Origin of the sequence: Glaciecola nitratireducens FR1064 (assembly GCF_000226565.1) — a bacterium.
Taxonomy (GTDB): Bacteria; Pseudomonadota; Gammaproteobacteria; order Enterobacterales; family Alteromonadaceae; genus Glaciecola; species Glaciecola nitratireducens.
Genome location: NC_016041.1, coordinates 545,857 through 568,212, shown reverse-complemented (window position 1 = coordinate 568,212; position 22,356 = coordinate 545,857). Strand labels below are relative to the sequence as shown.

General features: G+C 42.3%; 23 protein-coding genes and 1 pseudogene. 9 read left to right on the top strand and 15 right to left on the bottom strand.

Annotation, left to right across the window (positions count from 1 at the left end):
- Nucleotides 1–4: 4 nt before the first annotated feature.
- From GNIT_RS02440 to tatA, 7 genes and pseudogenes are all read right to left on the bottom strand, one after another.
- Entirely contained in the window at nucleotides 5–1,930 is a 1,926-nt protein-coding gene (locus tag GNIT_RS02440) for a sensor domain-containing diguanylate cyclase (protein ID WP_014107546.1), read from the bottom strand.
- Nucleotides 1,930–3,903 carry a sensor domain-containing diguanylate cyclase gene (locus GNIT_RS02435; RefSeq protein ID WP_014107545.1) on the bottom strand — a complete coding sequence of 658 codons (1,974 nt, stop codon included), beginning with the start codon at nucleotides 3,901–3,903 and terminating at the stop codon, nucleotides 1,930–1,932. Before GNIT_RS02435 ends, GNIT_RS02440 begins: the two co-directional genes overlap by 1 nt.
- Entirely contained in the window at nucleotides 3,863–4,666 is an 804-nt protein-coding gene (locus GNIT_RS02430; protein WP_014107544.1) for a TatD family hydrolase, read from the bottom strand. Before GNIT_RS02430 ends, GNIT_RS02435 begins: the two co-directional genes overlap by 41 nt.
- Nucleotides 4,666–5,235: a hypothetical protein gene (locus tag GNIT_RS02425; RefSeq protein ID WP_014107543.1), complete on the bottom strand. Its 570-nt coding sequence runs from the start codon at nucleotides 5,233–5,235 to the stop codon at nucleotides 4,666–4,668. The genes GNIT_RS02430 and GNIT_RS02425 overlap by 1 nt, the downstream gene beginning before the upstream one ends.
- Before the next feature lie 20 nt (nucleotides 5,236–5,255).
- Entirely contained in the window at nucleotides 5,256–6,038 is a 783-nt protein-coding gene (gene tatC / locus GNIT_RS02420; protein ID WP_014107542.1) for a twin-arginine translocase subunit TatC, read from the bottom strand.
- A 115-nt stretch (nucleotides 6,039–6,153) separates the two neighbouring features.
- A pseudogene (gene tatB / locus GNIT_RS02415) lies at nucleotides 6,154–6,447 on the bottom strand (Sec-independent protein translocase protein TatB); the annotation flags it as partial.
- A gap of 3 nt (nucleotides 6,448–6,450) precedes the next feature.
- On the bottom strand, nucleotides 6,451–6,711 hold the full coding sequence (gene tatA, locus GNIT_RS02410; RefSeq protein WP_014107540.1) for a twin-arginine translocase TatA/TatE family subunit: 261 nt from the start codon (nucleotides 6,709–6,711) through the stop codon (nucleotides 6,451–6,453).
- Nucleotides 6,712–6,927: 216 nt separating this feature from the next.
- Between tatA and GNIT_RS02405 the strand changes: the two genes are divergently transcribed.
- Nucleotides 6,928–8,049, top strand: a complete 1,122-nt coding sequence (locus tag GNIT_RS02405; protein WP_014107539.1) for a hypothetical protein — start codon at nucleotides 6,928–6,930, stop codon at nucleotides 8,047–8,049.
- A gap of 20 nt (nucleotides 8,050–8,069) precedes the next feature.
- Here GNIT_RS02405 and GNIT_RS02400 read toward each other — a convergent pair whose 3' ends face one another.
- The 3 genes from GNIT_RS02400 to GNIT_RS02390 all read right to left on the bottom strand — a co-directional run bounded on the left by GNIT_RS02400 (nucleotide 8,070) and on the right by GNIT_RS02390 (nucleotide 9,814).
- Complete coding sequence (locus GNIT_RS02400; protein ID WP_014107538.1) at nucleotides 8,070–8,639, bottom strand: glutathione S-transferase family protein; 570 nt, start codon at nucleotides 8,637–8,639, stop codon at nucleotides 8,070–8,072.
- A gap of 41 nt (nucleotides 8,640–8,680) precedes the next feature.
- A complete protein-coding gene (erpA, locus tag GNIT_RS02395) occupies nucleotides 8,681–9,025 on the bottom strand; it encodes an iron-sulfur cluster insertion protein ErpA (protein ID WP_014107537.1) in 345 nt (114 codons plus the stop codon).
- A 78-nt stretch (nucleotides 9,026–9,103) separates the two neighbouring features.
- Complete coding sequence (locus GNIT_RS02390) at nucleotides 9,104–9,814, bottom strand: DUF6776 family protein (protein WP_014107536.1); 711 nt, start codon at nucleotides 9,812–9,814, stop codon at nucleotides 9,104–9,106.
- 138 nt (nucleotides 9,815–9,952) lie between these two features.
- On the opposite strand from GNIT_RS02390, the gene GNIT_RS02385 reads away from it, so the two are divergent.
- Both GNIT_RS02385 and GNIT_RS02380 read left to right on the top strand, forming a co-directional pair.
- Entirely contained in the window at nucleotides 9,953–11,671 is a 1,719-nt protein-coding gene (locus GNIT_RS02385) for a chloride channel protein (protein WP_041246271.1), read from the top strand.
- A 45-nt stretch (nucleotides 11,672–11,716) separates the two neighbouring features.
- Entirely contained in the window at nucleotides 11,717–12,145 is a 429-nt protein-coding gene (locus GNIT_RS02380) for a CopD family protein (protein WP_014107534.1), read from the top strand.
- A 10-nt stretch (nucleotides 12,146–12,155) separates the two neighbouring features.
- Here GNIT_RS02380 and GNIT_RS02375 read toward each other — a convergent pair whose 3' ends face one another.
- Nucleotides 12,156–12,803: a UPF0149 family protein gene (locus GNIT_RS02375; protein ID WP_014107533.1), complete on the bottom strand. Its 648-nt coding sequence runs from the start codon at nucleotides 12,801–12,803 to the stop codon at nucleotides 12,156–12,158.
- Between the two features lie 106 nt (nucleotides 12,804–12,909).
- On the opposite strand from GNIT_RS02375, the gene GNIT_RS02370 reads away from it, so the two are divergent.
- Nucleotides 12,910–14,115, top strand: a complete 1,206-nt coding sequence (locus GNIT_RS02370) for an Nramp family divalent metal transporter (RefSeq protein WP_014107532.1) — start codon at nucleotides 12,910–12,912, stop codon at nucleotides 14,113–14,115.
- Here the strand turns inward: GNIT_RS02370 and GNIT_RS02365 are convergent.
- Together GNIT_RS02365 and gpmI are read right to left on the bottom strand one after the other, a co-directional pair.
- Nucleotides 14,107–15,258, bottom strand: coding sequence for a murein hydrolase activator EnvC family protein (locus tag GNIT_RS02365; RefSeq protein ID WP_014107531.1), 1,152 nt, complete (start codon nucleotides 15,256–15,258; stop codon nucleotides 14,107–14,109). The two genes, GNIT_RS02370 and GNIT_RS02365, sit on opposite strands and share 9 nt — an antisense overlap.
- A 23-nt stretch (nucleotides 15,259–15,281) precedes the next feature.
- Complete coding sequence (gpmI, locus tag GNIT_RS02360; RefSeq protein WP_014107530.1) at nucleotides 15,282–16,817, bottom strand: 2,3-bisphosphoglycerate-independent phosphoglycerate mutase; 1,536 nt, start codon at nucleotides 16,815–16,817, stop codon at nucleotides 15,282–15,284.
- Nucleotides 16,818–17,112: 295 nt separating this feature from the next.
- Between gpmI and GNIT_RS02355 the strand changes: the two genes are divergently transcribed.
- The 5 genes from GNIT_RS02355 (at nucleotide 17,113) to GNIT_RS02335 (ending at nucleotide 20,012) form a co-directional block, all read left to right on the top strand.
- A complete protein-coding gene (locus GNIT_RS02355) occupies nucleotides 17,113–17,547 on the top strand; it encodes a rhodanese-like domain-containing protein (protein WP_041246270.1) in 435 nt (144 codons plus the stop codon).
- A gap of 13 nt (nucleotides 17,548–17,560) precedes the next feature.
- Nucleotides 17,561–17,818, top strand: a complete 258-nt coding sequence (gene grxC / locus GNIT_RS02350; RefSeq protein WP_014107528.1) for a glutaredoxin 3 — start codon at nucleotides 17,561–17,563, stop codon at nucleotides 17,816–17,818.
- A 133-nt stretch (nucleotides 17,819–17,951) separates the two neighbouring features.
- Nucleotides 17,952–18,464, top strand: coding sequence for a protein-export chaperone SecB (secB, locus tag GNIT_RS02345; protein ID WP_014107527.1), 513 nt, complete (start codon nucleotides 17,952–17,954; stop codon nucleotides 18,462–18,464).
- Between the two features lie 24 nt (nucleotides 18,465–18,488).
- Nucleotides 18,489–19,499, top strand: a complete 1,011-nt coding sequence (gpsA, locus tag GNIT_RS02340) for an NAD(P)H-dependent glycerol-3-phosphate dehydrogenase (protein WP_014107526.1) — start codon at nucleotides 18,489–18,491, stop codon at nucleotides 19,497–19,499.
- A gap of 39 nt (nucleotides 19,500–19,538) precedes the next feature.
- Nucleotides 19,539–20,012, top strand: a complete 474-nt coding sequence (locus GNIT_RS02335) for a tRNA (cytidine(34)-2'-O)-methyltransferase (RefSeq protein ID WP_014107525.1) — start codon at nucleotides 19,539–19,541, stop codon at nucleotides 20,010–20,012.
- Nucleotides 20,013–20,061: 49 nt separating this feature from the next.
- Here the strand turns inward: GNIT_RS02335 and GNIT_RS02330 are convergent, their stop codons facing one another.
- Together GNIT_RS02330 and GNIT_RS02325 are read right to left on the bottom strand one after the other, a co-directional pair.
- Nucleotides 20,062–21,996 carry a putative bifunctional diguanylate cyclase/phosphodiesterase gene (locus GNIT_RS02330; protein ID WP_148261681.1) on the bottom strand — a complete coding sequence of 645 codons (1,935 nt, stop codon included), beginning with the start codon at nucleotides 21,994–21,996 and terminating at the stop codon, nucleotides 20,062–20,064.
- A gap of 19 nt (nucleotides 21,997–22,015) precedes the next feature.
- Nucleotides 22,016–22,234, bottom strand: a complete 219-nt coding sequence (locus GNIT_RS02325; RefSeq protein WP_014107523.1) for a YgaP family membrane protein — start codon at nucleotides 22,232–22,234, stop codon at nucleotides 22,016–22,018.
- Nucleotides 22,235–22,356: the final 122 nt, after the last annotated feature.

The following is a 22,356-nucleotide window of genomic DNA, read 5'->3' as shown; positions in this document are numbered from 1 at the left end:
TTTATTAATGTGAAAACTCTGCGGACATTACTTGATTACGTCCGGCTTCTTTTGCTTTATAGAGCAACTTATCTGAAAATGCATGAAGCAGTTCATACTCTGATTCGTTTACAATAACTCGCGTCGACACGCCAACGCTAATGGTAAATTGAATTGTTTTGCCTTCACAGTCAAATTGACTTTTTTCAGTAGATGAACGAAGATTTTCCATCAAAATTCGCGCGCCTTCTAAATCTGTATTTGGCAAGATAACCACAAACTCTTCGCCGCCATAGCGACAAATTGTATCCGTTGGGCGCTTGATACATTCTTGTAAAATAGCCGCAAAGTGCTTCAGTGCGGCGTCACCACATTGGTGACCATGAGTATCGTTGACCACTTTAAAATGATCAATGTCTATCATCGCAATGGCTAATGGTGTTTTTTCGCGCCGACTTCGACGAGCCTCCGCCAACACTTTTTTATCATATAAACGTCTGCTGGCAACGCCTGTTAATGCGTCTATTGATGTCTTCCGTTCAAGCTCCTGATTTGCTTCATTCAGCTCTCTTATTGCGATTGCTAGCTCATAATTGCGTTCACGCACAGCTTGTTCAAGTTTCTCTTTAGCCTCTATCTGTAATCGTAAAAGCTGGTCTTTTGCCTGCTTAGCCTTTTGTTTATTCTCGACTGTCTTTAAATGCACTCGCTTTGCCGCAAGTCGCTGCTTATTAAATCGCTCGGCTAACCCTAGCGCCATGAAAAGCGCAGCAATCACAGCGCCTACCATCATGAGGTAACTCGGATCGAGACTTGGGCTAATCCAAACTAGGCTGTCTGCAAGCCCAAGTAGGCCACCCAATAATAATGAACACCAAGCGGCGCTTAGGTAGCTCGCAACTGAGTTCCCTTTTGACCCGATATAAATCGTAGAGCCAAACAGTAAAAACAGTCCTATTGCGGCTATTAGCGCTAATGTCGGAACCATCACACTAAAAGGCAAAATAAAAATAAGACCAATGTAAACAGTAACAATAATGCCGAAGATAATGAAAAATCGATAGAGTTTCTTAAAGGTGCTTTTAATTTCCAGAATCTCAGCGGCAAAAGCGCTAGAAAGCAATACCGCTGAAGCGGCAAAAAATAATACGGCATACTCTTGAAACAGCACACTTTCTGGCCATAAGAAACGATATCCTAAGCCCTGACTGCTTGCTAAAGCGAATGATAAACATAATACGATCCCTGTATACAGCAATGTACTGATACTGCGAGAAGTCACGAACAAAAATAAACTAATCAAGGCCATCGCAGTCATAAAACCGTAGAATATGCCAGTAAAAACTCTGTGCGAGGCAATGAATTGAATATACTCCTCCTCTTGCCACAGTTTTATAGGAACGTTTATTCGCCCTTGAGTTTCAACACGTAGGTACAGTGAAACAACGGATGCGCTGTTTGGAACCGGAAAGACGAGTTGGTCATGGCGAATTAGTCGTTGAGAAAATGGATAATTATCACCCGTTTTAAACTGACTGAGGATAAGCGCCTGTCCCTGACTTTTGTCCACAAACCAGAGGTCAAGAAAATCAAGATTTGAATAGGAAACTTCAATTAAACGTGAGTCTTCATTTGTGCTTAGCGGTATATCAACGCTAAACCAATGTGCTTTTGAAGAAAAAGCAAAACTACTGCCATTGATCGGCTCCCATTCAAGCTCTTCCAATTGCATCACGGTATTGATGTCGTCCTTATCAGAGGACGCGATGTGCAATTGAGCTTTGTTGTTGATCAAAGACTCTTCGGTCTGCTCAGAGAAAGTCAGCGCCAAAGTAAACAAGATAATGCCAATTAATGCAATGAGCACTGCAACCCACTTGCCACCGCGATCAGATACATCTTTTGCATTTGAGTGTGTTGCGTCAATAACGTTAGCTGTTCTTTTCTCCATTAGCGAGTGCCCGAGGTTTTGTTGCTCGCCTGGCTATTTGCCGACATACCTTGGCTAGAAACAACACAGTTTCGACCGGCCCCTTTGGCGAGGTACAGCAGTTTGTCAGCAAGAGTCACCATCTTTTCAGAGTCTTGCTCGTCTGTTACAACGCGAGAAGTGACACCTGCACTCACCGTAAACTTAATTGGATGACCCTGAGTATCGACCTGTAAGTTTTCAATCGCCGACCTGAATTGTTCTAGTACATTTTTAGCGCCGTCAACATTGGTATTGGGAAGTAAAACAACAAATTCCTCTCCCCCATAGCGCGACAATAAGTCTCCTGGTCGTTTTATCACCGCTTTTAACGTGTTTGCGAAAGCAATAAGACAATCATCACCACATTGGTGCCCATAGTTGTCGTTAATCTTCTTAAAATGATCAATATCTAGCAATGCAATCGCCAATGGCTGTTTTTCGCGTCGGCTTCTAGCAGCTTCTATAACAAACTGTTCTTCAAAGAATCGCCGATTAGACAAACCCGTTAGCTTATCAGTTTGACTCATTCCCTGTAATTCGTCATGAACTTGGGACAAACCCGCCAATGCTTTTTCAAACTCTTGGGTACGTGCCGTTACTTCTTGTTCAAGATCTGTTTGCGCTTGCTTTTGCAGAGCAATAACTTCGTCCTGAGCCTGCATCGCCAATAATTCGTTTTGCGCTGAATCCTGATGCGCTTTTTTTGTTTCCAGCCGTTGAACGCTATAACTAGTTGCGATGGCTAGCGCTAACAAGAGTGTTTCCGTCGTCGCTCCTACCATGAGTAAATAACTGGAATCAATGGATAGATTAATCCAATGAAAGTTATCAGCAGCAGCAGTGAGACCAGACAGCAGAAGAACACCCCACGCAGCGCTAAAGAATTTTGCAATAGCGCTGCCTTTTAGCACTAAGCTGATGCTAACTATCAAAATGACAGGAATAGTGAAGAGCAAAAGTACAAGTAATAGTTTGATCATGATGGCATACGGCACAATAAGCGAAGCCAAAACGCACAACATGTAAACAGTTGAAAAACCTCGAAAAATCCTGTGATAGTTGGGACTAGAAGTTTTTAGTTGTAAAATTTGTGATGAAAATACGAGCACAAAGCTCATCATCATGAATGCAAACACCACGGTTGTTCTTTCTTGCAGCCAAGGACTCTCTGACCAAATAAAGCGATAGCCTAAGCCATGAATAGCCGCAATTAACATGCCGAACGAAAAGACATAACCAGCGTAGGTAATAAACAAAACACTGCGTGTAGTAATAAACAAAAATAGATTAATTAGCCCCATGGCTAACATGTAACCAAAAAATAAGCCCATAAAAAGACGATGCGATGCAGTATAAACAACATAGTCTTGCTTAGACCAAAGCTTTAAAGGGGCTTTTAAAGGTCCGTCAGATTGAACTCTCAATAATAATTGTACATCGGCCGCATCATTTGGCAGAGGGACTAAAAATTTATCATGAATGATCGGACGCTGAATGAAGTTAAGGCTGTCGCCTAAATCGTAATGCTCAATAATATAATATTGCTCATTGGTGACACCGCTAATGCCTTCTTTTTTGCTACGAAACCAAACTTTTACACTATCGAGCATTGCATAGTCTATTTCTAACAGTTGGTTGTTTTGCGTCTTTGCTAAATCAACTTTTAGCCATTGAGAGGACTTCGTTAAGCCAAAGTTCTGATTATCATTTTTAAGCCACTGCTTGCTTTCTATTTGATCAATAGTATCGATTGTTTGCTTATTTTGAACATCTTCAAAGTGGTAAACCGGCTCTAAAGCGTGTTTGTCTATATCTTGCCCTAAGGAAACCACCATAAAAAGCATAAGAGCTGAGAATGCGAGTACTAAGGCAGCAAGCACATAGTAATTATAGGATAAACGCTGCCTAAATTTAGTCATCGCTAGCTGAGAGTCCAAATACTCTATTCGCATTTTTTACCGACATCTCTGCAAGTAAACTCAAATCTACCCCTTTCAGCTCGGCAATCTTCTTTGCAACATGCGGTAAAAAGCTAGGTTCATTGTTTTTTGCTCTTGGCTTTACGTTCTTGGGGAACAAATAAGGAGCGTCGGTTTCAAGCAGCAGTTTATCAAGCGGCAAGTGTTTTACCGCCTCCTGTAGTTCATTCCCTCTCTTGTCGTCGCAAACCCAGCCGGTGATGCCGATGTAACAGCCTAAGTCCAAGTAAGCTTGCATTTGATAAACCGACCCAGTAAAACAATGCACGACGGCATAAGGTATTCTGGGTAAATACTTTTTGAGCAGGCGAATTTGGTCTTCAAACGCATCGCGCTCGTGCAGATATACCGTTTTTTGGTTGTCAGCGGCACATTCCAATTGTGCTTCAAAAGCCTGTAATTGATTTTCCTGCGTTGAAAAGTTTCGATTAAAATCCAATCCACATTCTCCGATAGCGATCATGTTCTTATCGGTTGAAAGTGCATTTAATTGAGTGATGACGTCTTTGGAAAAATCGTCTGCATAATGAGGGTGTACACCGGCGGTGTAAACTAGCTGTTGAAAGCCCGCTTGTTTGTTGTGGGCGTTTACAAATGCCTGTGAAGCTAGGGTTTCTTGTATAGTAGAACTGATCACGCAAAGCTGGTTAACCGATTGCTCAGAGGCTCTTGCAATAACATCGGCCGCGCAAAAGCGCCGGTCTAATAAGTTGACGCCAATGTCAAACCACTGCATTACTTTACTCTCTTCACTCTAACACTGCGTGTACCGTCAACTTTAGAAAGGTAAAATGCGCTTAACGCGCCATCCTTTACGAGGACTTGGTCGCCTTTGTCAACGCGCAACTCTTTACTGGTTTTATTTTCCCAAATTTGGCCATTCGTAAAAAAGAATCGCTGTTGTTTGCGAATAGTTAACTCTACCTTGTCGACTGTAAAAGTAACGACTTCTAATTTAGGCGCTGCTTCCTTTGCCACTTCAAGGTGCTCGCCACCAAATTTTTCAACTGCGTCTTGCTTGCGAACAACAGCATTGCTCGGTTCAGGCGCTTGCAAAGCAGGTGAAGTGACAACGTTCATTGGCATAGCTGGATTTTTCTCGGACGGCGGCTGGCTCTGTTTAGCTTTAGGCGCATTCAGCTTAAACACGTCATCAAAACATTTTAAGCGCTGCTTATCGACAACTATGGCGCTGCAACCCTGCGCCTGATTAACAAGGTTCTGATTAGGTTGGATGGATTGTTCGGCCGTGACGCCCTGCAGCGCGGCAGCTAACGAGATTGCGTTTATTAATGAACTCATCATGAAGGATTGGCCTTATTTTATTAATTATTTTTTTCTTCTTCTGGCTTTGGATCCATGGAAACTTCATCGTCGGGATCCTGATCTCGCCTCGCATTCTTGGTATACCAACCTCCAACAACAACGCCCACTTCAAACAAAAACCACATGGGAATAGCGAGTAATACTTGGGAAATAACGTCAGGTGGTGTTAGTAGCATACCGACTACAAAAGCGGCAACAATAACGTGTGAACGTTTTGCACGAAGCTGATCAGGCGTCGTCATGCCAGTCCAACACATTAATATAATGGCGACCGGTATTTCAAACGCCACTCCGAAGGCAAAAAATATTTTTAATACAAAGCTTAAGTATTCGGAAATATCAGGGCTAATGAGCACATCATCTGGAGCAACGGCGGCGAAAAAACTAAACGCAAGCGGGAAAACAACAAAATATGCGAAAGCCATTCCACTATAAAATAGCAATGTGCTAGAAAGTAAAAGTGGTGCAACTAGCTTCTTTTCATTGCGATACAAACCAGGCGCGATAAAGCCCCAAATTTGATATAGAACATAAGGAATAGCAATAAAGAAAGACAACACCATCGTAAGTTTAAATGGTGCGAAGAACGGCGAAGCAACACTGGTTGCAATCATCGACGCCCCTTCCGGAATTGTCGCCACCAGCGGTGCGGCTAATATTCCGTAGAGGTCTTGCGCCCAATAGGCCAGGGCCATGAAAATAACGAGAACAGACGCAAGTGCTTTTAGTACGCGGCTTCGTAACTCAACAAGGTGGGTAATAAAACTACTTTGTGTGGTCATCTTTACTTTTCTTTTCGGTTTCTTGAGCAATATTACTGATAGATTCTTTCTCGTGAGCTTGTTTATCATGAGGCTCTTTATCGAGAGCATCTGTCTTACTAGCGTCTTTGTCCGCTTTTTTGTAGGGCTGCTGCACAGATAGTGCCGCTTGTTTTAACTCTTCCACGCTTTGAGCAATTTCAGGACTGACATTTTCAAGCCCCACCTTTTCCGCTTTTTTTAAGTTTTCATGCAACTCATGCACGCGCAACTGCTCTTCAATTTCGGTTTTAAAACCTGAAGCCATGTTTTTCACGCTCCGCACTGTTTTTACCGTTGAGCGAATTGCACCGGGCAAACGCTCAGGCCCAAGTATGAGTAGGGCTACAATGCCAACGATGAAGAGTTCCCAAAAACTGATATCGAACATGTGCTACTCTTTCGTAGTTGTCTTAGTTTTGGTTTCGCTTGGTTTTACCGTTTCTTCAGACGCGCGCTTGTCTTCCACAGATCCAAAATCCGCGTCTTTGTCCGTGTCTTTTTTGTCTGAATCGGCATCATCATCACTTAAGGCCTTTTTGAATCCCTTAAGCGCAGAGCCTAAGTCACCGCCGACATTGCGTAATTTCTTTGTGCCAAATAGTAAAACAACTATTAGCAATATAACTATAATGCTCCAAACGCTAGGACCCATTTGTAAATCTCCATTGTTAAAGTTTTGTTTTTTTTGCTACCTTCTACTAATCAGTAGATGCTAAAAACTGAATATCACGACCTCTAGGGCAACATCAGCTCATAAAATGTATTATACGTTGCTTTTAACAAATATCACTGGCTTTAATTAACTTGTTTTTACACTTATGTTCCGAATCAAGGATTTGCACAAATTTCGTCATCATTAAGTGCATGGATGAATGACGTGACTGACTGCTCATATCCAGCAAAAGAACATCGCTACAGGGCGATTAAGGTGGTCTGCTGCCTATTGCTTTTTAGTGCCGTAACTATTCATTTTCCAGCTGCTGCACAATCACATACAGCGGATTCAAATACAATAGAAACAGTGCAAAAAGAAATTACCGAACCTGCCACTCAAGCATCCGACCTTACAAATTCAGAGACAGATAAGAAGCAACCAGCCCAAGAAGTACCAAAGTTATCGACTTCAGAGTTCCGTTATTGTGATGCGCAGCCTTGGTTAGACGACTGGTATTGCCATTTTAATTACGGAATTGAGAGTTCGGTAATAGAAGTTAACAAGTGGTTTGTTGCCGAGCATACTCCGTCAGCCAAGCGAGCTAAGGCGTCCGGCAAGCTGCGCTTCGGATGGGAGCCAAGAAGCGGTGATTTAGGCCAATTAGATTTTCGTTTTAAAATTCGCGTGAAACTACCAGCGCTGCAAGATCGAGTAGAACTGCTGCTCTCAGATGACGAAGGGGATTTAAATCAACAAGCCGTCAAAGCAGCGCGTAATCAACAGTTAGGAAACGACGACCAAGCGACCGTTGCACTGCAATTTAGAGATAAACCGGATTCAAAAATAGCGTATCGTATTGGCCTTGGACGCGGTTCCCAAGTTTATACTCGCGCCCGATATAGCGATAGAGTAGAGCTAAATCAACAAAACAGCATGAATTACTATGCGGAAGTGAATTACTACAGCGACGATCAAATAGGAGTCGAAACCAAAATATCACTGAATCATACAATATCGCAAAATGAAGCGATTGAATTCGATAATACGTTTCGCTATCGAGATAAGAGTGAAGATCTTTTCTGGCGTCATGAAATACAGTACCTATATTTGCATGATAGCAAAACCAGCTACCTATTTACGGCGTTGGTAGATGGTCTAAACAAACCGTCTTATCGCGAAGAGCAAGTATTGGTAAGTATGAGATATAAACGGAATATACTTCGACCTTGGCTATTCTTAGAGGTCGAGCCTTTTGTACTGTGGTTGCGCGAGGAAAATTTCAGGACCTCCTTTGGTGTTGCCATTAGAGCTGAAGTGCATTTCCCTCAATATTAAATTAGCGTGTGGAACCTATCTTATCGAGGGTCTGTTGCCCGCACTTCCTGTCTTTCTTTCGTCGCATTATGAAAATCAACTAAAGCCGACAGCGATGAATAATCATATCTTTCGCGGAATGAGACCCAATCGAGCAAACAAAATAGGCTGATAGTAGCGTAATTCCACTCTTCGAATTGACCTTCTTCAGCTGCTTTATTCAGCTCAGCAAAAATCACATCAAAGCGCTCTCTTTGTAAACGAAAATATAACTTGTCAGCACTAGTATCGATATCAGAGCGAGACAACAAAAAAATCTGTACCAGTGAATCATTTGCCGAGTCGATCAGCGTCAATAAATTAGTCTGCTCCCAACTGAGTTCCTGCTTGCTCAACTTTTTCGTTAAATAACGATAGATTGCGCCTGAGTCGAAGATGGTGCGTTTGCCATCTTCTAGCATAGGAACCTTTAGGGTTGGATTCGACGTGACCAGTCTCGCGCGATCCGCACTGTTGAATATATCAACTTGCTCAAAGCCGTGCTCAATGTCGCTCATCCAAATGCGTAAGCGACGAACGTAAGGTGATGTTGTTGAACCAATTAGCTTCATAATTTTTACACGCTCTTCATTTTATACTGGTTATTTATCTACTAAATACTGAAGCTTGCACCACAACCACAAGTGGTTGATGCATTAGGGTTATTGACGAAAAAACGCGAGCCATCCAAGCCTTCAGTATAATCAACAATACCGCCAACCAGATACTGCAAGCTCATCGGATCAATCACCAAGGTAACGCTCTCTTTTTCAATTGTCATATCACCTTCGTTGACTTTTTCATCAAACGTAAAGCCATATTGAAACCCTGAACAACCACCGCCAGTAACATATACACGGAGTTTTAACTCAGGATTTTCTTCCTCAATAATTAATGTTTTCACTTTTTTTGCCGCAGCTTCAGAAAACTCAATTGGCAATGCCATTTCTTCAGACATAATATTCCTCTAATAAAAGCGTTGGGCTAAAAATACCGGGCGCGAATTATCTAATACCTGAGTAATTTAATCAAGTATTCAATCGGATTCACTGAAAGCTTCTTTCCATTGTATTGTGCGAGCGTACGAACCGCGTTTTGTTTTATACTTGTAGATGTCTGTTTTGATTTCAATTTGTTCAGGAATAAAGTTTTCAGGTAGCGTCACTCTTAATTCAAGCACTTGAAAATATTTAAATGAAAACGCCATATTGTTGCTTTTATCATCTAGCAATTCTTTTAAATTATACTTGATCGGTACGGTGTTCTGACTTCCTTGCAGCGTAATATTTAGCGTTCCTTTGATGATCGCTTTGATGTTTTCACGTTGCAGCATCATGACTGAAACTGCGTAATTATTAGTGCTTGCTGTTGATAATATTTCAACACTTTCAATTACGAAACCGTCCTGTGTCAACTCTGGCGCCATGACCTTTTGATAAAAACTAATCTGCTCACGAAGTTCAGCATCTTTGCGCATAAATTCTTTATACGATAATTGAGCCTGTTCATTCGCAATACTTGCTACCTCTAGCTCAACTTTCTTGACATTTAGCTCAGAATTTAAGGTTTGATTTTCTAGTTTTAAGTTGTCGATACTACTCTGCATCACATCTATCTCAGCGGATAGCAGGTGATTCTTTTTGTCCGCATACTCATGACCCGCGTAAAACACACACGCAAGCACAAAAGCTAGGGCTAAGTAATATCTGACAAAACCAAGTTGGCCGCGCAGTTCGCTTAATTTCAATGAAATCTCCACAATTCAGGGCATTGTTATTGATATCTAAATATAAAAAGAGCAACGAGAACCGAATCACCGATAGCAAGGGGGTGCTCAAACCGCTATGATAGACCTATTCGCAACCAGTATAAACCCAAACACATCATGTTTCTGCGCTCCTTACTGGAATCCTTGAGGCGAGAAGTCTCGCACCCAAGAACATCACTTCAATTGTGCTTATTAGGCATCATTGCGGGTGTGTGCGCAGCAAGTATTATTATTGTATTCAGATTATCTTTTGAATTTATACAAAAAATGCTTCTTGGTGGCGTAGCGCAGTACGCTGCAATCGAGAGCAAATACCTTTTTTTCTTGCCCGTATCGGCAATTATTTGTGTTATTTTTGTCGCTAAACTGACTGGGTTTAAGCATTATCGAATGGGTATTCCTTTTGTTATCCATCGCATCAAAACACGCTATGGGCATATTCCTCTAAGAACCTCTATCAACCAGTTTTTTGGTGGTGTGTTTTCTTTAGCCGGAGGACTTGTTGTTGGTAAAGAAGGCCCTACCGTGCATTTAGCTGCCGCAGGAAGTCACTTTTTAGGTCAATGGTTCAGGCTACCTTTTAATAGTTTACGGATATTGACCGGCTGTGGCATTGCAGCAGGTGTAGCGGCCGCATTTAATACGCCATTCGCCGCCGTGATTTTCGTCATGGAAGTCGTTTTGCGTCAATACCGAGTTCACGTTTTTATCCCAGTTATGCTCGCCGCAGCTTGTGGTTCAGTTTTAACGCGGATCGTATTTGGTAACGAAAACGAGCTAACGTTTCTAAACTTTCAAGTTATCGATAATATATTGCTGCCATATCTAATTGTGTTTGGCATTGCGCTTGGTTTGTTGGCAGCACTATTTAACAAACAACTTATGCTAGTCATAAGGTTGTTTCGTCATGTCAACATGATAACGCGTTTGCTGCTTGCTGCTGTTATCACCGGAATTGTTGGTTACTTTATGCCGCAGGCATTAGGGGCTGAGTTTGCGGCTATTGAAACCTTATTCGCCAATGATCCACAATTAAGTTTACTACTGCTGCTATTCGCACTAAAGTTCGTTCTTGCCGTATTCGCTATCGGACTAGGTGTACCCGGCGGCATTATCGGTGCTGTTATGATCATCGGCATGCTGGCAGGCGTCATTCTTCTGCAGCCGCTTTACAGTATGAGCGATCAAAGCGAGATGACGTCGACATTTGCTTTGCTCGGATTAGCAGGTATGTTGGCAGCAGTTCTGCATGCTCCTATGGCAGCGCTGTCCTCCGTAATGGAGTTATCAGGAAATTCTCAGGTCATACTGCCTGCCATTGTGGTGATTGTGAGTGCTTATGTCACTAGCAAACAATTATGCAATAACCGCTCTATATTCATTCAGCAATTAGAATTTCAAAATCTCCCCTACACCACGTCATCTATCCGAGACTCACTACAAGAAACTGGCGTGATGGCTATTATGCAAACAGAATTTAAACACTTTGTTGATGCACCGAAAGCCGCTTTGTATAAATATCTGCAATCCAACCCCAACCAACTGGTGCTGCAAGAACAAATATTTGAAATAGACAGGCAATATCAGATAGTGTCAATGGATGTGAGTTTGCAAGAAGGCGTGCTGCCATTGGCTATTCATCAAATGGAAGGTTTAAGTGACCAATCGACCATGGCTGAGGTATACGAAACACTGCATAAACAAAGACAAGGCGCGGTTTATATATACCAAGAACTTGATGTTGACGCTCATGTTTTCGAACACGGCAAGCCTAAGATAATAGGGATAATTACGTGGAATATGCTGCATTCTTACTTGTTTAGACAGCAGCACTAAACTATTTATTCAAACAACCAAACGATAAAGTAAAAAGGTAGAGCGATGAGTATTTTGTGGTTAAAAGCTTTTCATGTGTTTTTTATGATTGCATGGATGGCTGGTATTTTCTATCTACCCCGATTATTTGTGTACCACGCAGAGAGTCAGCATCAGGAAACCAAAGACCAATTTAAAATAATGGAACGTCGTTTATGGTTTTTCGTGACGCCCTTTGCCTTGCTAACGCTCATCTTAGGAATATTGATAATGTATCAATATGGTTTAGCGTGGTTCAAAGCATTGGCGTGGCTGCACGCAAAATTAGCCATTGTAGCGCTGTTTTATGTTTACCATTTTTATCTGTATTCGTTGCTTAAGATGTTTGCAGCAGATAAAAATACAAAAAGCCCCCGCTTTTATCGAATGATCAACGAGCTGCCCGTGCTCGCCTTGCTTGCGATTGTGATTTTAGCGATTCTAAAACCGTTTTAGCTGACCGTAACTAAACCGGTTTTTGAACAAAGGTCTCAAACTGATTTGGTAGGTAGCTTGCAAGCTCACCTGAAATAGAAACGTAGGTATTCAGGGCTTCAGGGAGCGAAAGAGCGATCAAGGGCAGTTTTCGTTCAAAATCCGCTTGTCCTCTCTTTTTTGCCTGCTCCATAGCAAGCGCATTATCTGCAAACGTACTAAACATACCCAAACTGTGCTTCAACTTTTTTGCCAATACAGGTGCCTGCTCTGGCGCTTTCTCTTGCATGAGTTGCCACGCATGTTGCCATACTGACTCCATGCTTGAATGCGCCATCAGAAGACCTTGAAGCCATTGAGAAAGGGGTGAATTACTACCTGGAAAATCCACTAAACCATCGCCATCATCTTCGAAAACAGCATAACTTGGCAGGCATTGTGCGTTATCCTTCATCTGCTGCAAACAATACTTAAAGTAGTCAAACAAGGCATCTGTAATCGAGTCGGCTTGTTGGTTATTTTGCATTTGCCCATGATTTTTTATTGCCCAAGGTAGCCAGACATCAGGCATGGGTATTTCAGGCGTAACAGCGGCACCAAATATTGCTCCTTCAACATAATAACGTGAATGCAGCATGTCGGCGATTTCAGGACTCTGATATATAAGCAGTAAATTCATGATTAATTGGAAGACTTAAATTTGCGAATTCGAACAATGCAGTAGATGATAGAGGGAATTCCAAACGAATAACAACTATTAAAAGATGTTTTGGGGAAAACGACTTATGAAATCAGGAAAAACAGGACTGATTATAGCCGCTGCTTTTATCGGGCCAGGCACAGTAACCACGGCATCAATGGCGGGCGCTAGTTTGGGTTATGGGCTAGTTTGGGCACTGTGTTTTTCAATTTTCGCAACTTACGTTTTACAAGAAATGGCGTCTCGCTTGGGCTTAATAACAGGCCAAGGTCTATCAGAAGCTATCGTCAATATCAGCCAAAATACGTTCATCAAATGGTTTAGTATTGCGCTAGTGTGTGCAGCAATTGGCGTTGGTAACGCAGCCTATGAAGGCGGGAATTTAACGGGCGCAGCACTAGGCTTGGCCAACGTATTGCCGGGTAGTATAACGCTGTGGGCTTTAACCCTAGGCTCTATTGCTCTGATATTACTACTTAGTAATCGCTATCAACTGGTTGAAAAAGTACTTATTGGCCTCGTTGCATTAATGAGCGTTGTGTTTATTACTATCATGCTGATTGCCGGCATCGACACAGCCGCGTTAAGTAAGGGCTTAAGCCAATTTGGCTTTTCCAATACCTCTTTACTGCTTGCTATTATTGGCACAACCATCGTTCCCTACAATTTATTTTTGCATGCAGGTCTAAGCGCTAAACAATCGCGCGAGATGCCTCTATCTAAGGCTGAAATAAGCACAGAACTACCTGCGCACAAGCGACAATTGTTCTCATCAATTGGTCTAGGTGGCATTGTGACATTTGCTATTATGTCGTGCGCAGCGAACGCTTTTTACTTGACGGGTAACGTACTTTCGCCAGGCAACATTGCGTCACAGCTTGAACCCATTTTGGGTGATTATGCTAATTTGTTTTTTGCGCTAGGTTTATTTTCTGCGGGGCTGACAAGCGCGATAACAGCGCCCCTAGCGGCTGGATATGCAATTTGTGGTTTATTCTCTTGGCAACCGACACTGCAGGCTAAGGAGTTTAAGTTGGTTTGTGTCAGCATATTGGTCTGTGGGGTGCTGGTTGCAACGTCGGGCTTTAAACCCCTAGGCATTATTATTTTAGCACAAGCATCCAATGCACTTTTGCTACCAATTTCAGTGCTGTTTTTGCTGTATGTCATGAATCAAAAGAAAATAATGCAAGAGCATACCAATACGCTACTGGCGAATCTGTTTGCCGGTGTCATACTCATCGTTATTATTGGTCTGGGCGGAAATAAACTGATTAGCCTATTATTTTAACCAGCTTTGCGGGTTCAGCGCTTTACCTTTATGACGAATTTCAAAGTATAAGCCTGGACTCGATTGCCCTCCACTACTGCCAACTAAACCAATCGTCTCGCCCTGTAGCACAGGATCACCGGGCTGTTTCAGTAAGGCCTGATTGCGTCCATACACCGTCATGTAGCCTTCGCCGTGATCAACTATCGTCACCAAACCAAATCCTTTGAGCCAGTCAGCATAAAGCACTTTCCCGTCTTGCACTGCTTGAACCGGTGAACCTTCACTGCTGTTAATAACGATGCCTTTCCAGCGTACTTGTCCCTGCCTTCTCTTGCCAAATAACTGCTGGATTTTACCACCGGCGGGACGCGTTAGCTTTCCTTTTGACTGTGCTAAACCTACCAAAACGATATCTTCATCTTTAGTTCTGCTTCGCGCATCAATTTCTGCCTGTTCGATGGCATTAATTAACGAGCGCTCTTCTTGTTGAAGCTGGTTCACCTTGGCAGTATCAGACTTTATCTGCTGATCCAGTTGTTTTAACTTCTGATGCCGTGACGCTTGTTGTTCTCTCAACTGACTGCTTTGCTGTTTTTGCGTTACCAAGAAGCTTTCTAAACGCTGAGTTTTTTCAGCTAACTTTGTATTCAGTTGCTCAAGCTCCAACACCAGTGCTCTAAATTTACTAATTTCTTGCTGACGCGCTTTATTTAGATATTGATAATAAGTTAGCGTTCGTTCGAACCGACCAGCGTCGTCTTGATTAAAAAACATCTTTGCAAAATCGTAATTTCCTGCCATGAACGCAGATTTAAGCTGACCTGCAAGCTGCTTTTGCTGCTCTTTAATCACAGTTGAAATTCGTAATTTTTCGCTTTCAAGTTCGACTGTTTCTCGACGCGTTGTCTGCAATGATTTATCGGTTTGATTCAACTGCGTTGCCGTTTTTGCAATTTCCAGTTCGGCGAGTTTTAGCTCTTGCTGCAAGCGCTCTGAAGATTCAAGCTTTTTGTTCAGCTGGGCCTGTGTTTGTTTGATCTTTTCTTGAATGGTTGCCAAGTCAGTATCTTGTGAAAAAGCGTGCGGGATGAGCATAAATAGCCCGACAGCTAGAAAACAGCTACCAAGGCTACATTTTGTTTTTATTATGCTCAACTTCATTGCATTGCCTTAAAAACCTTCAATTAGCTTTTTTTCAAGGTCATTATGGTGCTACCGGTCATCTCCGGCGGCTGCTCCATACCCATCAGATGCAGCATCGTTGGTGCTACGTCACTTAGCGTTCCACCCTTTCTTGCTGTGGCATCACGACCAAAGTAAATAAACGGGACTGGGTCACTTGTGTGCGCGGTGTGCGCAACACCAGTGTTAGGGTTGACCATTAGTTCAGCATTTCCGTGATCGGCTGTAATCAAACACTCTCCGCCAACTTCTTTAAGTGCTTCAAGAACGCGACCAAGACAATGATCAACTGCTTCACAGGCTTTAATAGCCGCATCTAACTTGCCCGTGTGTCCGACCATATCACCGTTAGGATAGTTGCAAATAATTGCATCAAACTCTTTCGATTTAATAGCGGCAACCAGTTCATCCGTCAATTTTTCGGAATTCATCTCAGGCTGCAAGTCATAAGTGGCTACATCTGGTGAAGGGATCAAAATGCGTTTTTCGCCAGGATATTCATCTTCTTTACCACCACTATAGAAAAAAGTGACGTGAGCGAATTTTTCGGTTTCACTAATGCGCAGCTGTGTTTTGTCATGAGTTGATAACCACTCTCCCATCACATTGACAAGCGGCTCAGGTGGGTAGGCGCACGGAACATCCAAGTTAGACTCAAATTCGGTTAACATCATAAACTCGGTTTTTACCACTTTGCTGCGCTCGAAGCCGCTAAAATCCGCATCGACCATTGCATGTGACATTGCTCTTGCACGGTCAGCTCTAAAATTCATAAACAATATAGCGTCACCGTTTTCAACCCCTGAATAACCGCTTATGACCGATGCTTTAACAAATTCATCATTTTCATCACGAGCATAAGCGGCTTCCAGTGCCTCAGATGCCGAAGCGTATTCATATTTACCCTGAGCTGAAATAATCAAATCGTAAGCTTGTTCAACGCGATCCCAGCGGCTATCACGATCCATAGCAAAATAACGTCCTACAATGCTCGCAACTTGACCAACGCCTAAATCAGAAAATATTTTTTCTGCAGCTTCGATAGAAGGGCCGGCGCTTCGTGGCGCGGTATCTCTACCATCAGTAAAGCCGTGTAAATAAATGCTCTTTGCGCCTTTTTCAGCGGCTAATTTGATTGCAGCAAACAAATGTTCCTCATGCGAATGAACACCGCCTGGCGACAGCAATCCCATAATATGCACAGCTTTTCCTGCAGCAACAGCCTTATCGATTGCTCCAACAATAACCGGGTTGGTTTTGAAGGTGCCATCATGAATAGCTTTCGTAATTTTCGTAAAGTCCTGATAGACGACGCGTCCGGCGCCCAAATTGACATGGCCAACTTCAGAGTTTCCCATTTGCCCTTCTGGTAATCCCACATCTAAACCTGAACCGGAAATTAGGGTGTTAGGTTTGGTCGCATACAAGTCATCTAAAACAGGAGTATTGGCCAACGCGATAGCGTTGTTTGTTGTGTCTTCTCGATACCCCCAACCGTCAAGTATAATGAGCGCTAATGGTGTTTTAGTATGTGTCATGAATAACCTTGAAAATAGATGCGTTAAAGTGAAAAATAAAAAAATGACAAAATCTGTACCTAAAGCTATCAATAAAACGCAGTCTTATAAACTGTTTATGATCATTTTTACGTGCTTTTGCATAAAACTTTTTTTATATCATCAAATTTTGATGTGTAAAAACTGTTCTTGATACAACACTTTGCCAATTCGAGTTGAAAAGAATTCGAGATGAAACCGCATAAATGCTGGTTTCTGTCCTTTTTTTCTATATACTTTGCCAACTTCAAACAGTAACAGGATGACAGCGTTTTTTATGGACCAGATAATAGAGTTTGCTACCAGTACGCCATTGATTTCAATTTTATCAATCGCCTGGGTAGCGCTAGTCGTACTTATCATTTATTCCTATGTTGGTGCAGCATTGTCACCAATCAAAGAACTTTCAACGCATGACGCTACCTTGCTCATGAATAAAGAAGACGCTGTGATACTCGATATTCGCGCGCCAAAAGAATTCAAAGCAGGACATATCTTAGGTTCTAGGCAAATAAAGCCGGAAGAACTGAAAGACGGAAACTTCGCAAAACTTGAAAAATCAAAAGATAAACCCATTATCGTAGTCTGTGCGATGGGTTCCACTGCGAAAAAGACAGCATCACAGTTGTTGAAAGCAGGGTTTGAGAAAGTTAGCGTTTTAAAAGGCGGAATGAGTGCATGGCAGTCAGCCAGCCTTCCCGTCTCAAAATAAGAGATTAGTAAACATGCAAAAAGTAGAATTATTTACCAAAGGTTATTGTCCGTATTGCTCGCGCGCAAAGGCGCTATTAGAGCAGAAAGGGGTTACTTTCACTGACCATGAAATAGACAAAAAACCAGAATTACGTCCTGTCATGATCGAACGTGCAAACGGTCGAACCACGGTTCCCCAAATTTTTATTGGCGAAACCCATGTAGGCGGCTGCGATGATTTATTCGCACTAGAATCGGCAGGCAAACTTGAGGCTCTACTTAACGCATAAGTAGTAACGATTGAGCACGATGTGAGTTATTGCTCACATATCGCTGATTCAAACAATCTAAAAGGTTATGTACTCATAGCCTTTTTTCATTTTTAAACAATATAACGATAAGAAATATCAATAGGAAATATTCATGGCTGAAGAAAACAACACACCCGCAGCAGCACCAGAACAAGCTCAGCAAAGCGCGCAATTCAGCGTTCAACGAATTTATACAAGAGACATCTCGTTTGAAACGCCCAATAGCCCTGCCATTTTTCAAAAAGAATGGAAGCCTGAAGTGAAGCTTGATATCGACACACGTACAAACGAAATTGATGCTAATTTGTATGAAGTGATTCTATCAATCACCGTTACCGCAACGCTTGGCGAAGAAACCGCATTTTTATGTGAAGTTCAGCAGGCCGGTATCTTTGCTGTAGGCGACATGCCGGATCAAAATAAAGCACACACATTAGGTTCTTTCTGCCCGAATATGTTATTCCCATATGCACGTGAAGCGGTGTCGAATTTAGTTAACCGTGGTACTTTCCCGCCGCTCAACCTAGCACCGGTAAATTTCGACGCGATATTTGCAGCATACATGCAAAAGCGTGCAGAGCAAGGCGGCGCAGCACCTGATGCACCGCAACAGCTTGACGCATAGCACTGCAAAACTTTGAAGGCAAAAATGGATAACAATTTTACAGCAAACACAGCAGTCATCGGTGCCGGCTCTTATGGCACCGCGCTCGCCTTTGTTTTAGCGCGAAACGGTAATCCAACGGTACTGTGGGGACGTGATGAAAACCACGTTTCCACAATGCGTGAAACTCGACGCAACGATAAATACCTGCCCGATGCAGTATTCCCTGATGCCCTATCAGTTTCAGCCAATCTTAAAGAAACGGTAGAGAGCGCTAAAGACATACTTGTCGTCGTACCAAGTCACGCCTTCAAAGAAAACCTAGAAGCAATAAAGCCATTTTTAAATGAGCAACACCGACTAATTTGGGCAACCAAAGGTCTTGAACCTGGCACAGGTAGAATCTTGCAAGAAGTCGCCATAGACGTATTGGGCGGCAGCATTCCTATTGCCGTAGTGTCTGGCCCAACATTCGCTAAAGAAATGGTTGCTGGGCTGCCCACCGCTATTACCTTGTCTTCTACCGACACTGAACTTTGCGAGTCGTTTTCTCAAAAACTGCACTGCTCAAAAGGATTTCGTGTTTATAAAAACGATGATTTAATTGGCGTTCAGCTGGGCGGAGCTGTCAAAAATGTTATTGCGATAGGAGCGGGTCTGGCCGATGGGCTTGGCTTTGGTGCTAATGCCCGCACAGCCTTGATTACCCGCGGACTTGCTGAAATGAGCCGGCTTGGTTTAGCTATCGGCGCAAAGCAAGAAACGTTCATGGGAATGGCCGGCTTAGGTGACCTCGTGTTAACGTGCACCGACAATCAATCTCGAAACCGACGGTTCGGTCTAGCACTTGGGAAAGGAATGACCGTCGACGCAGCAATTGAAAGTATTGGCCAAGTTGTTGAAGGCTACCGCAACACTGACGAAGTAAGGTTACTTTCTCAGGCCAACGATATTGAGATGCCCATTTGTGAGCAAATATATCAGGTACTTTATAATGGCAAATCTGCCAAAGAAGCTGCTATTGCATTGTTGAGCCGCGAACAAAAACAAGAATAACCCTCTTTCTCACGTATTTACACTAGGTAATAATTACCCATGTTTCATATCGCGCTTTTCGAACCCCAAATTGCACCGAACACCGGTAATGCCATCAGGCTTTGCTCTAACAATGGATGCCATTTGCACCTAATTGAGCCTCTTGGTTTTAGCATGGAAGAAAAGCAGTTGAGACGAGCCTCTCTTGATTATCGTGATTTAGCAAACGTGACTATTCATAAAAATTACGATGCATTTTTACAAGAAATGGGGCCGCGCAGAATTTTTGCGTTAACCACCAAAGGCTCCATTCCGCATAACGAACCGACTTATCAGGAGGGTGACGTTCTTCTATTTGGCTCAGAAACCTCAGGCTTACCTGATGATATCCGTGACGCTTTTGCTCCAGATCGCCGGATTAGGATCCCAATGCTAGCGAATGCCCGCAGCCTCAACCTCTCTAATTCCATTGCGATTGTAAGCTATGAAGCTTGGCGTCAGCTTGATTTTAGTATGCCTGTTACAAAGCTATAGAAACGAAAAACTATCGTCGTGATTAGACGATATCCTCTCGGCTTGTGCTTTAAATAACTTTATCCCCAGGTGTGCTGACTAAACCTTCAGTGATATCTATAGCACTAGCGGGGCGTCCAAAATAGTATCCTTGCCCAAAGCGACACCCTAGCTCACAAAGTTTTTGAGCCTGTTCTTTCGTTTCAATGCCCTCAGCAATAACCTTTCTATCTAGATCATGGCACATTGAAATAATACCTTTAACGACTAATTCATTGCGCCTATCTAGCATCATAGAAGCAACAAAGGAACGATCTATTTTTACATAATCCATATCAAGCTCGCGCAGATATGCAAAAGAGCTCATTCCAGTTCCAAAATCATCGATAGATATTTTGACTCCAAGTGAACGTAATTCAGCAAAGGCTCTTTGAGTAACTTCCACATCAATCATACTAGCACTTTCTGTTAACTCCACTTCCAACAAATGAGCTGGCAACTGATAGAGCGCTAGCTGCTCTCTTAAATAGGGCACTATGTCAGTGTCGGCTAAATTATATGCTGACAAATTTATAGAAATAGGCAGAGAAATTGACATATCTAACCACTCTTTGCCCTGTCTAATCGCTTCTGAAATAACAAATCTACTAAAGCTGTGTATTGCGTCACTTTGCTCGATCAAATCGATAAATACAGCTGGGGATAACAATCCATCTATAGGATGCTGCCAGCGGGCAAGTGCTTCTAAGCCGACAATTTTACCGTCAGGCAGTGACACTTTAGGTTGATAGACGAGCACAAATTGTTTTAATTCGAGGGCCTGAGATAGCTGTCCACGCAGCAGCACTTGCCTCTCACTAAAGTTCGGCAATTGTTTTTGGTAAAACGCGAATCCATTTCGCATCTTTTTTGCTTGATACATTGCTATATCAGCATTTTTACATAAGGTATCTAGTTTGTTGCCGTCTTGCGGACAATAAGCAATCCCGATACTTGCCCCTACTTCAAACGGTGAATCCACTAGCGGCACAGGAAGAGAGCAACAATGAAGTATATCAGAGACTAAAAGATTAACATCTCGAGATGCTTCCATCGTAAACCAAATAACGAACTCATCACCACCATAGCGAACCAATAAATCTTTATCGGCAATCAATGCTTGCAAGCGAGACGAGATAACTTTTAACAAGTCATCGCCAACTGCATGACCAAAAGTATCATTTACGTCTTTAAATTTGTTTAAGTCGATTATTAACAAAGCCCCAATGGGGCCATTCTCAGTCGAAGAAATTGATAATTTATGCTCTATTTCGTTATCAAAAAAGTCATGTAAATAGGCGCGATTTTTTAAACCGGAAAGACTGTCGTGCATTGCTAGAAAAGCGAGCTTTTTACGATTATCTTCGAAACGCTTAGTAATCAGTGCTGACATTGTTAAGGCTGCCCATATTGCTAGCCAAAAAGTTAAAAAAGCCGTAATTGATAATCGCTTAGCAACATATTCAAGAGCCGCTTCTAAGCTACTAATTTTATATACGACTAAGAGAGAAAATGTGTTTTCTGGCGTGCGTTGAAATTGCCAAAACAAACGTTGTTCATTTAGAAAATACGTCCCATTCGCGGATTCAGGAAAGTCTAATTCTTTAAGCTCATTTAAAATCATAGACTGATTGACCGTATTATTTTCGGCAAACTTCTGTTGTTGAGATATGATATCAATTGCAACGATGTCACTTTCTATGCTTTTATAGGAGCGCGTGTCTTTTAAGGCATCAATGAGTTGATTTGGGCTTTGATTATTATCGAGTAACACTTCGAACTCTTCAAAAAGCCAACTAAATTGTTTGTTAAACTGTTTTACTTCGGTTGATTCAGCTAAGTCACTTGCTAAACGATAGGCGACTACAATAAAAATGATAGATACTGCAATCGCCAAGCTGATTGAGCCAATAATCAATCGTCGCCTTAAGCTGATGTCAGATATAGCCGAATGTAGTTTGGACAATATAAACCCTTGTTAAGCTTTATTTCTTACAGGTAGAAATATTTGCCAATTTATAGACAGGACACCAGCCAATAGCAAATGAAATGAAATTTAATCCTGCAAAAATAATAATAAGCACTTGTAGCACGACATCACCAATTTGCTCAGCCCAAAGTACTGCGAAAACTAACAGGCTAAGGCTTAAGCCGCCTCTGATAACCCGGTCTGCCAAACATAAGTTCTTCACTGGTAGGTTCATAATCAGTATCACTCTTTTCAGTTAAGTCGATTTAAAACCGCTTAAAACGCAATAACTTGAATGCACAGAATTGAATATGACACAATGTTACCCACAAGACTTTTGCAAAGTTACTTTGTTAT

Excerpts from the sequence above, each read along its gene's own strand:
- GNIT_RS02440 (WP_014107546.1), bottom strand. The coding sequence starts at position 1,930 with ATGGAGAAAAGAACAGCTAACGTTATTGACGCAACACACTCAAATGCA.
- GNIT_RS02435 (WP_014107545.1), bottom strand. The coding sequence starts at position 3,903 with ATGCGAATAGAGTATTTGGACTCTCAGCTAGCGATGACTAAATTTAGG.
- GNIT_RS02430 (WP_014107544.1), bottom strand. The coding sequence starts at position 4,666 with ATGCAGTGGTTTGACATTGGCGTCAACTTATTAGACCGGCGCTTTTGC.
- GNIT_RS02425 (WP_014107543.1), bottom strand. The coding sequence starts at position 5,235 with ATGATGAGTTCATTAATAAACGCAATCTCGTTAGCTGCCGCGCTGCAG.
- tatC (WP_014107542.1), bottom strand. The coding sequence starts at position 6,038 with ATGACCACACAAAGTAGTTTTATTACCCACCTTGTTGAGTTACGAAGC.
- tatA (WP_014107540.1), bottom strand. The coding sequence starts at position 6,711 with ATGGGTCCTAGCGTTTGGAGCATTATAGTTATATTGCTAATAGTTGTT.
- GNIT_RS02405 (WP_014107539.1), top strand. The coding sequence starts at position 6,928 with ATGAATGACGTGACTGACTGCTCATATCCAGCAAAAGAACATCGCTAC.
- GNIT_RS02400 (WP_014107538.1), bottom strand. The coding sequence starts at position 8,639 with ATGAAGCTAATTGGTTCAACAACATCACCTTACGTTCGTCGCTTACGC.
- erpA (WP_014107537.1), bottom strand. The coding sequence starts at position 9,025 with ATGTCTGAAGAAATGGCATTGCCAATTGAGTTTTCTGAAGCTGCGGCA.
- GNIT_RS02385 (WP_041246271.1), top strand. The coding sequence starts at position 9,953 with ATGTTTCTGCGCTCCTTACTGGAATCCTTGAGGCGAGAAGTCTCGCAC.
- GNIT_RS02380 (WP_014107534.1), top strand. The coding sequence starts at position 11,717 with ATGAGTATTTTGTGGTTAAAAGCTTTTCATGTGTTTTTTATGATTGCA.
- GNIT_RS02375 (WP_014107533.1), bottom strand. The coding sequence starts at position 12,803 with ATGAATTTACTGCTTATATATCAGAGTCCTGAAATCGCCGACATGCTG.
- GNIT_RS02370 (WP_014107532.1), top strand. The coding sequence starts at position 12,910 with ATGAAATCAGGAAAAACAGGACTGATTATAGCCGCTGCTTTTATCGGG.
- GNIT_RS02365 (WP_014107531.1), bottom strand. The coding sequence starts at position 15,258 with ATGAAGTTGAGCATAATAAAAACAAAATGTAGCCTTGGTAGCTGTTTT.
- gpmI (WP_014107530.1), bottom strand. The coding sequence starts at position 16,817 with ATGACACATACTAAAACACCATTAGCGCTCATTATACTTGACGGTTGG.
- GNIT_RS02355 (WP_041246270.1), top strand. The coding sequence starts at position 17,113 with ATGGACCAGATAATAGAGTTTGCTACCAGTACGCCATTGATTTCAATT.
- grxC (WP_014107528.1), top strand. The coding sequence starts at position 17,561 with ATGCAAAAAGTAGAATTATTTACCAAAGGTTATTGTCCGTATTGCTCG.
- secB (WP_014107527.1), top strand. The coding sequence starts at position 17,952 with ATGGCTGAAGAAAACAACACACCCGCAGCAGCACCAGAACAAGCTCAG.
- gpsA (WP_014107526.1), top strand. The coding sequence starts at position 18,489 with ATGGATAACAATTTTACAGCAAACACAGCAGTCATCGGTGCCGGCTCT.
- GNIT_RS02335 (WP_014107525.1), top strand. The coding sequence starts at position 19,539 with ATGTTTCATATCGCGCTTTTCGAACCCCAAATTGCACCGAACACCGGT.
- GNIT_RS02325 (WP_014107523.1), bottom strand. The coding sequence starts at position 22,234 with ATGAACCTACCAGTGAAGAACTTATGTTTGGCAGACCGGGTTATCAGA.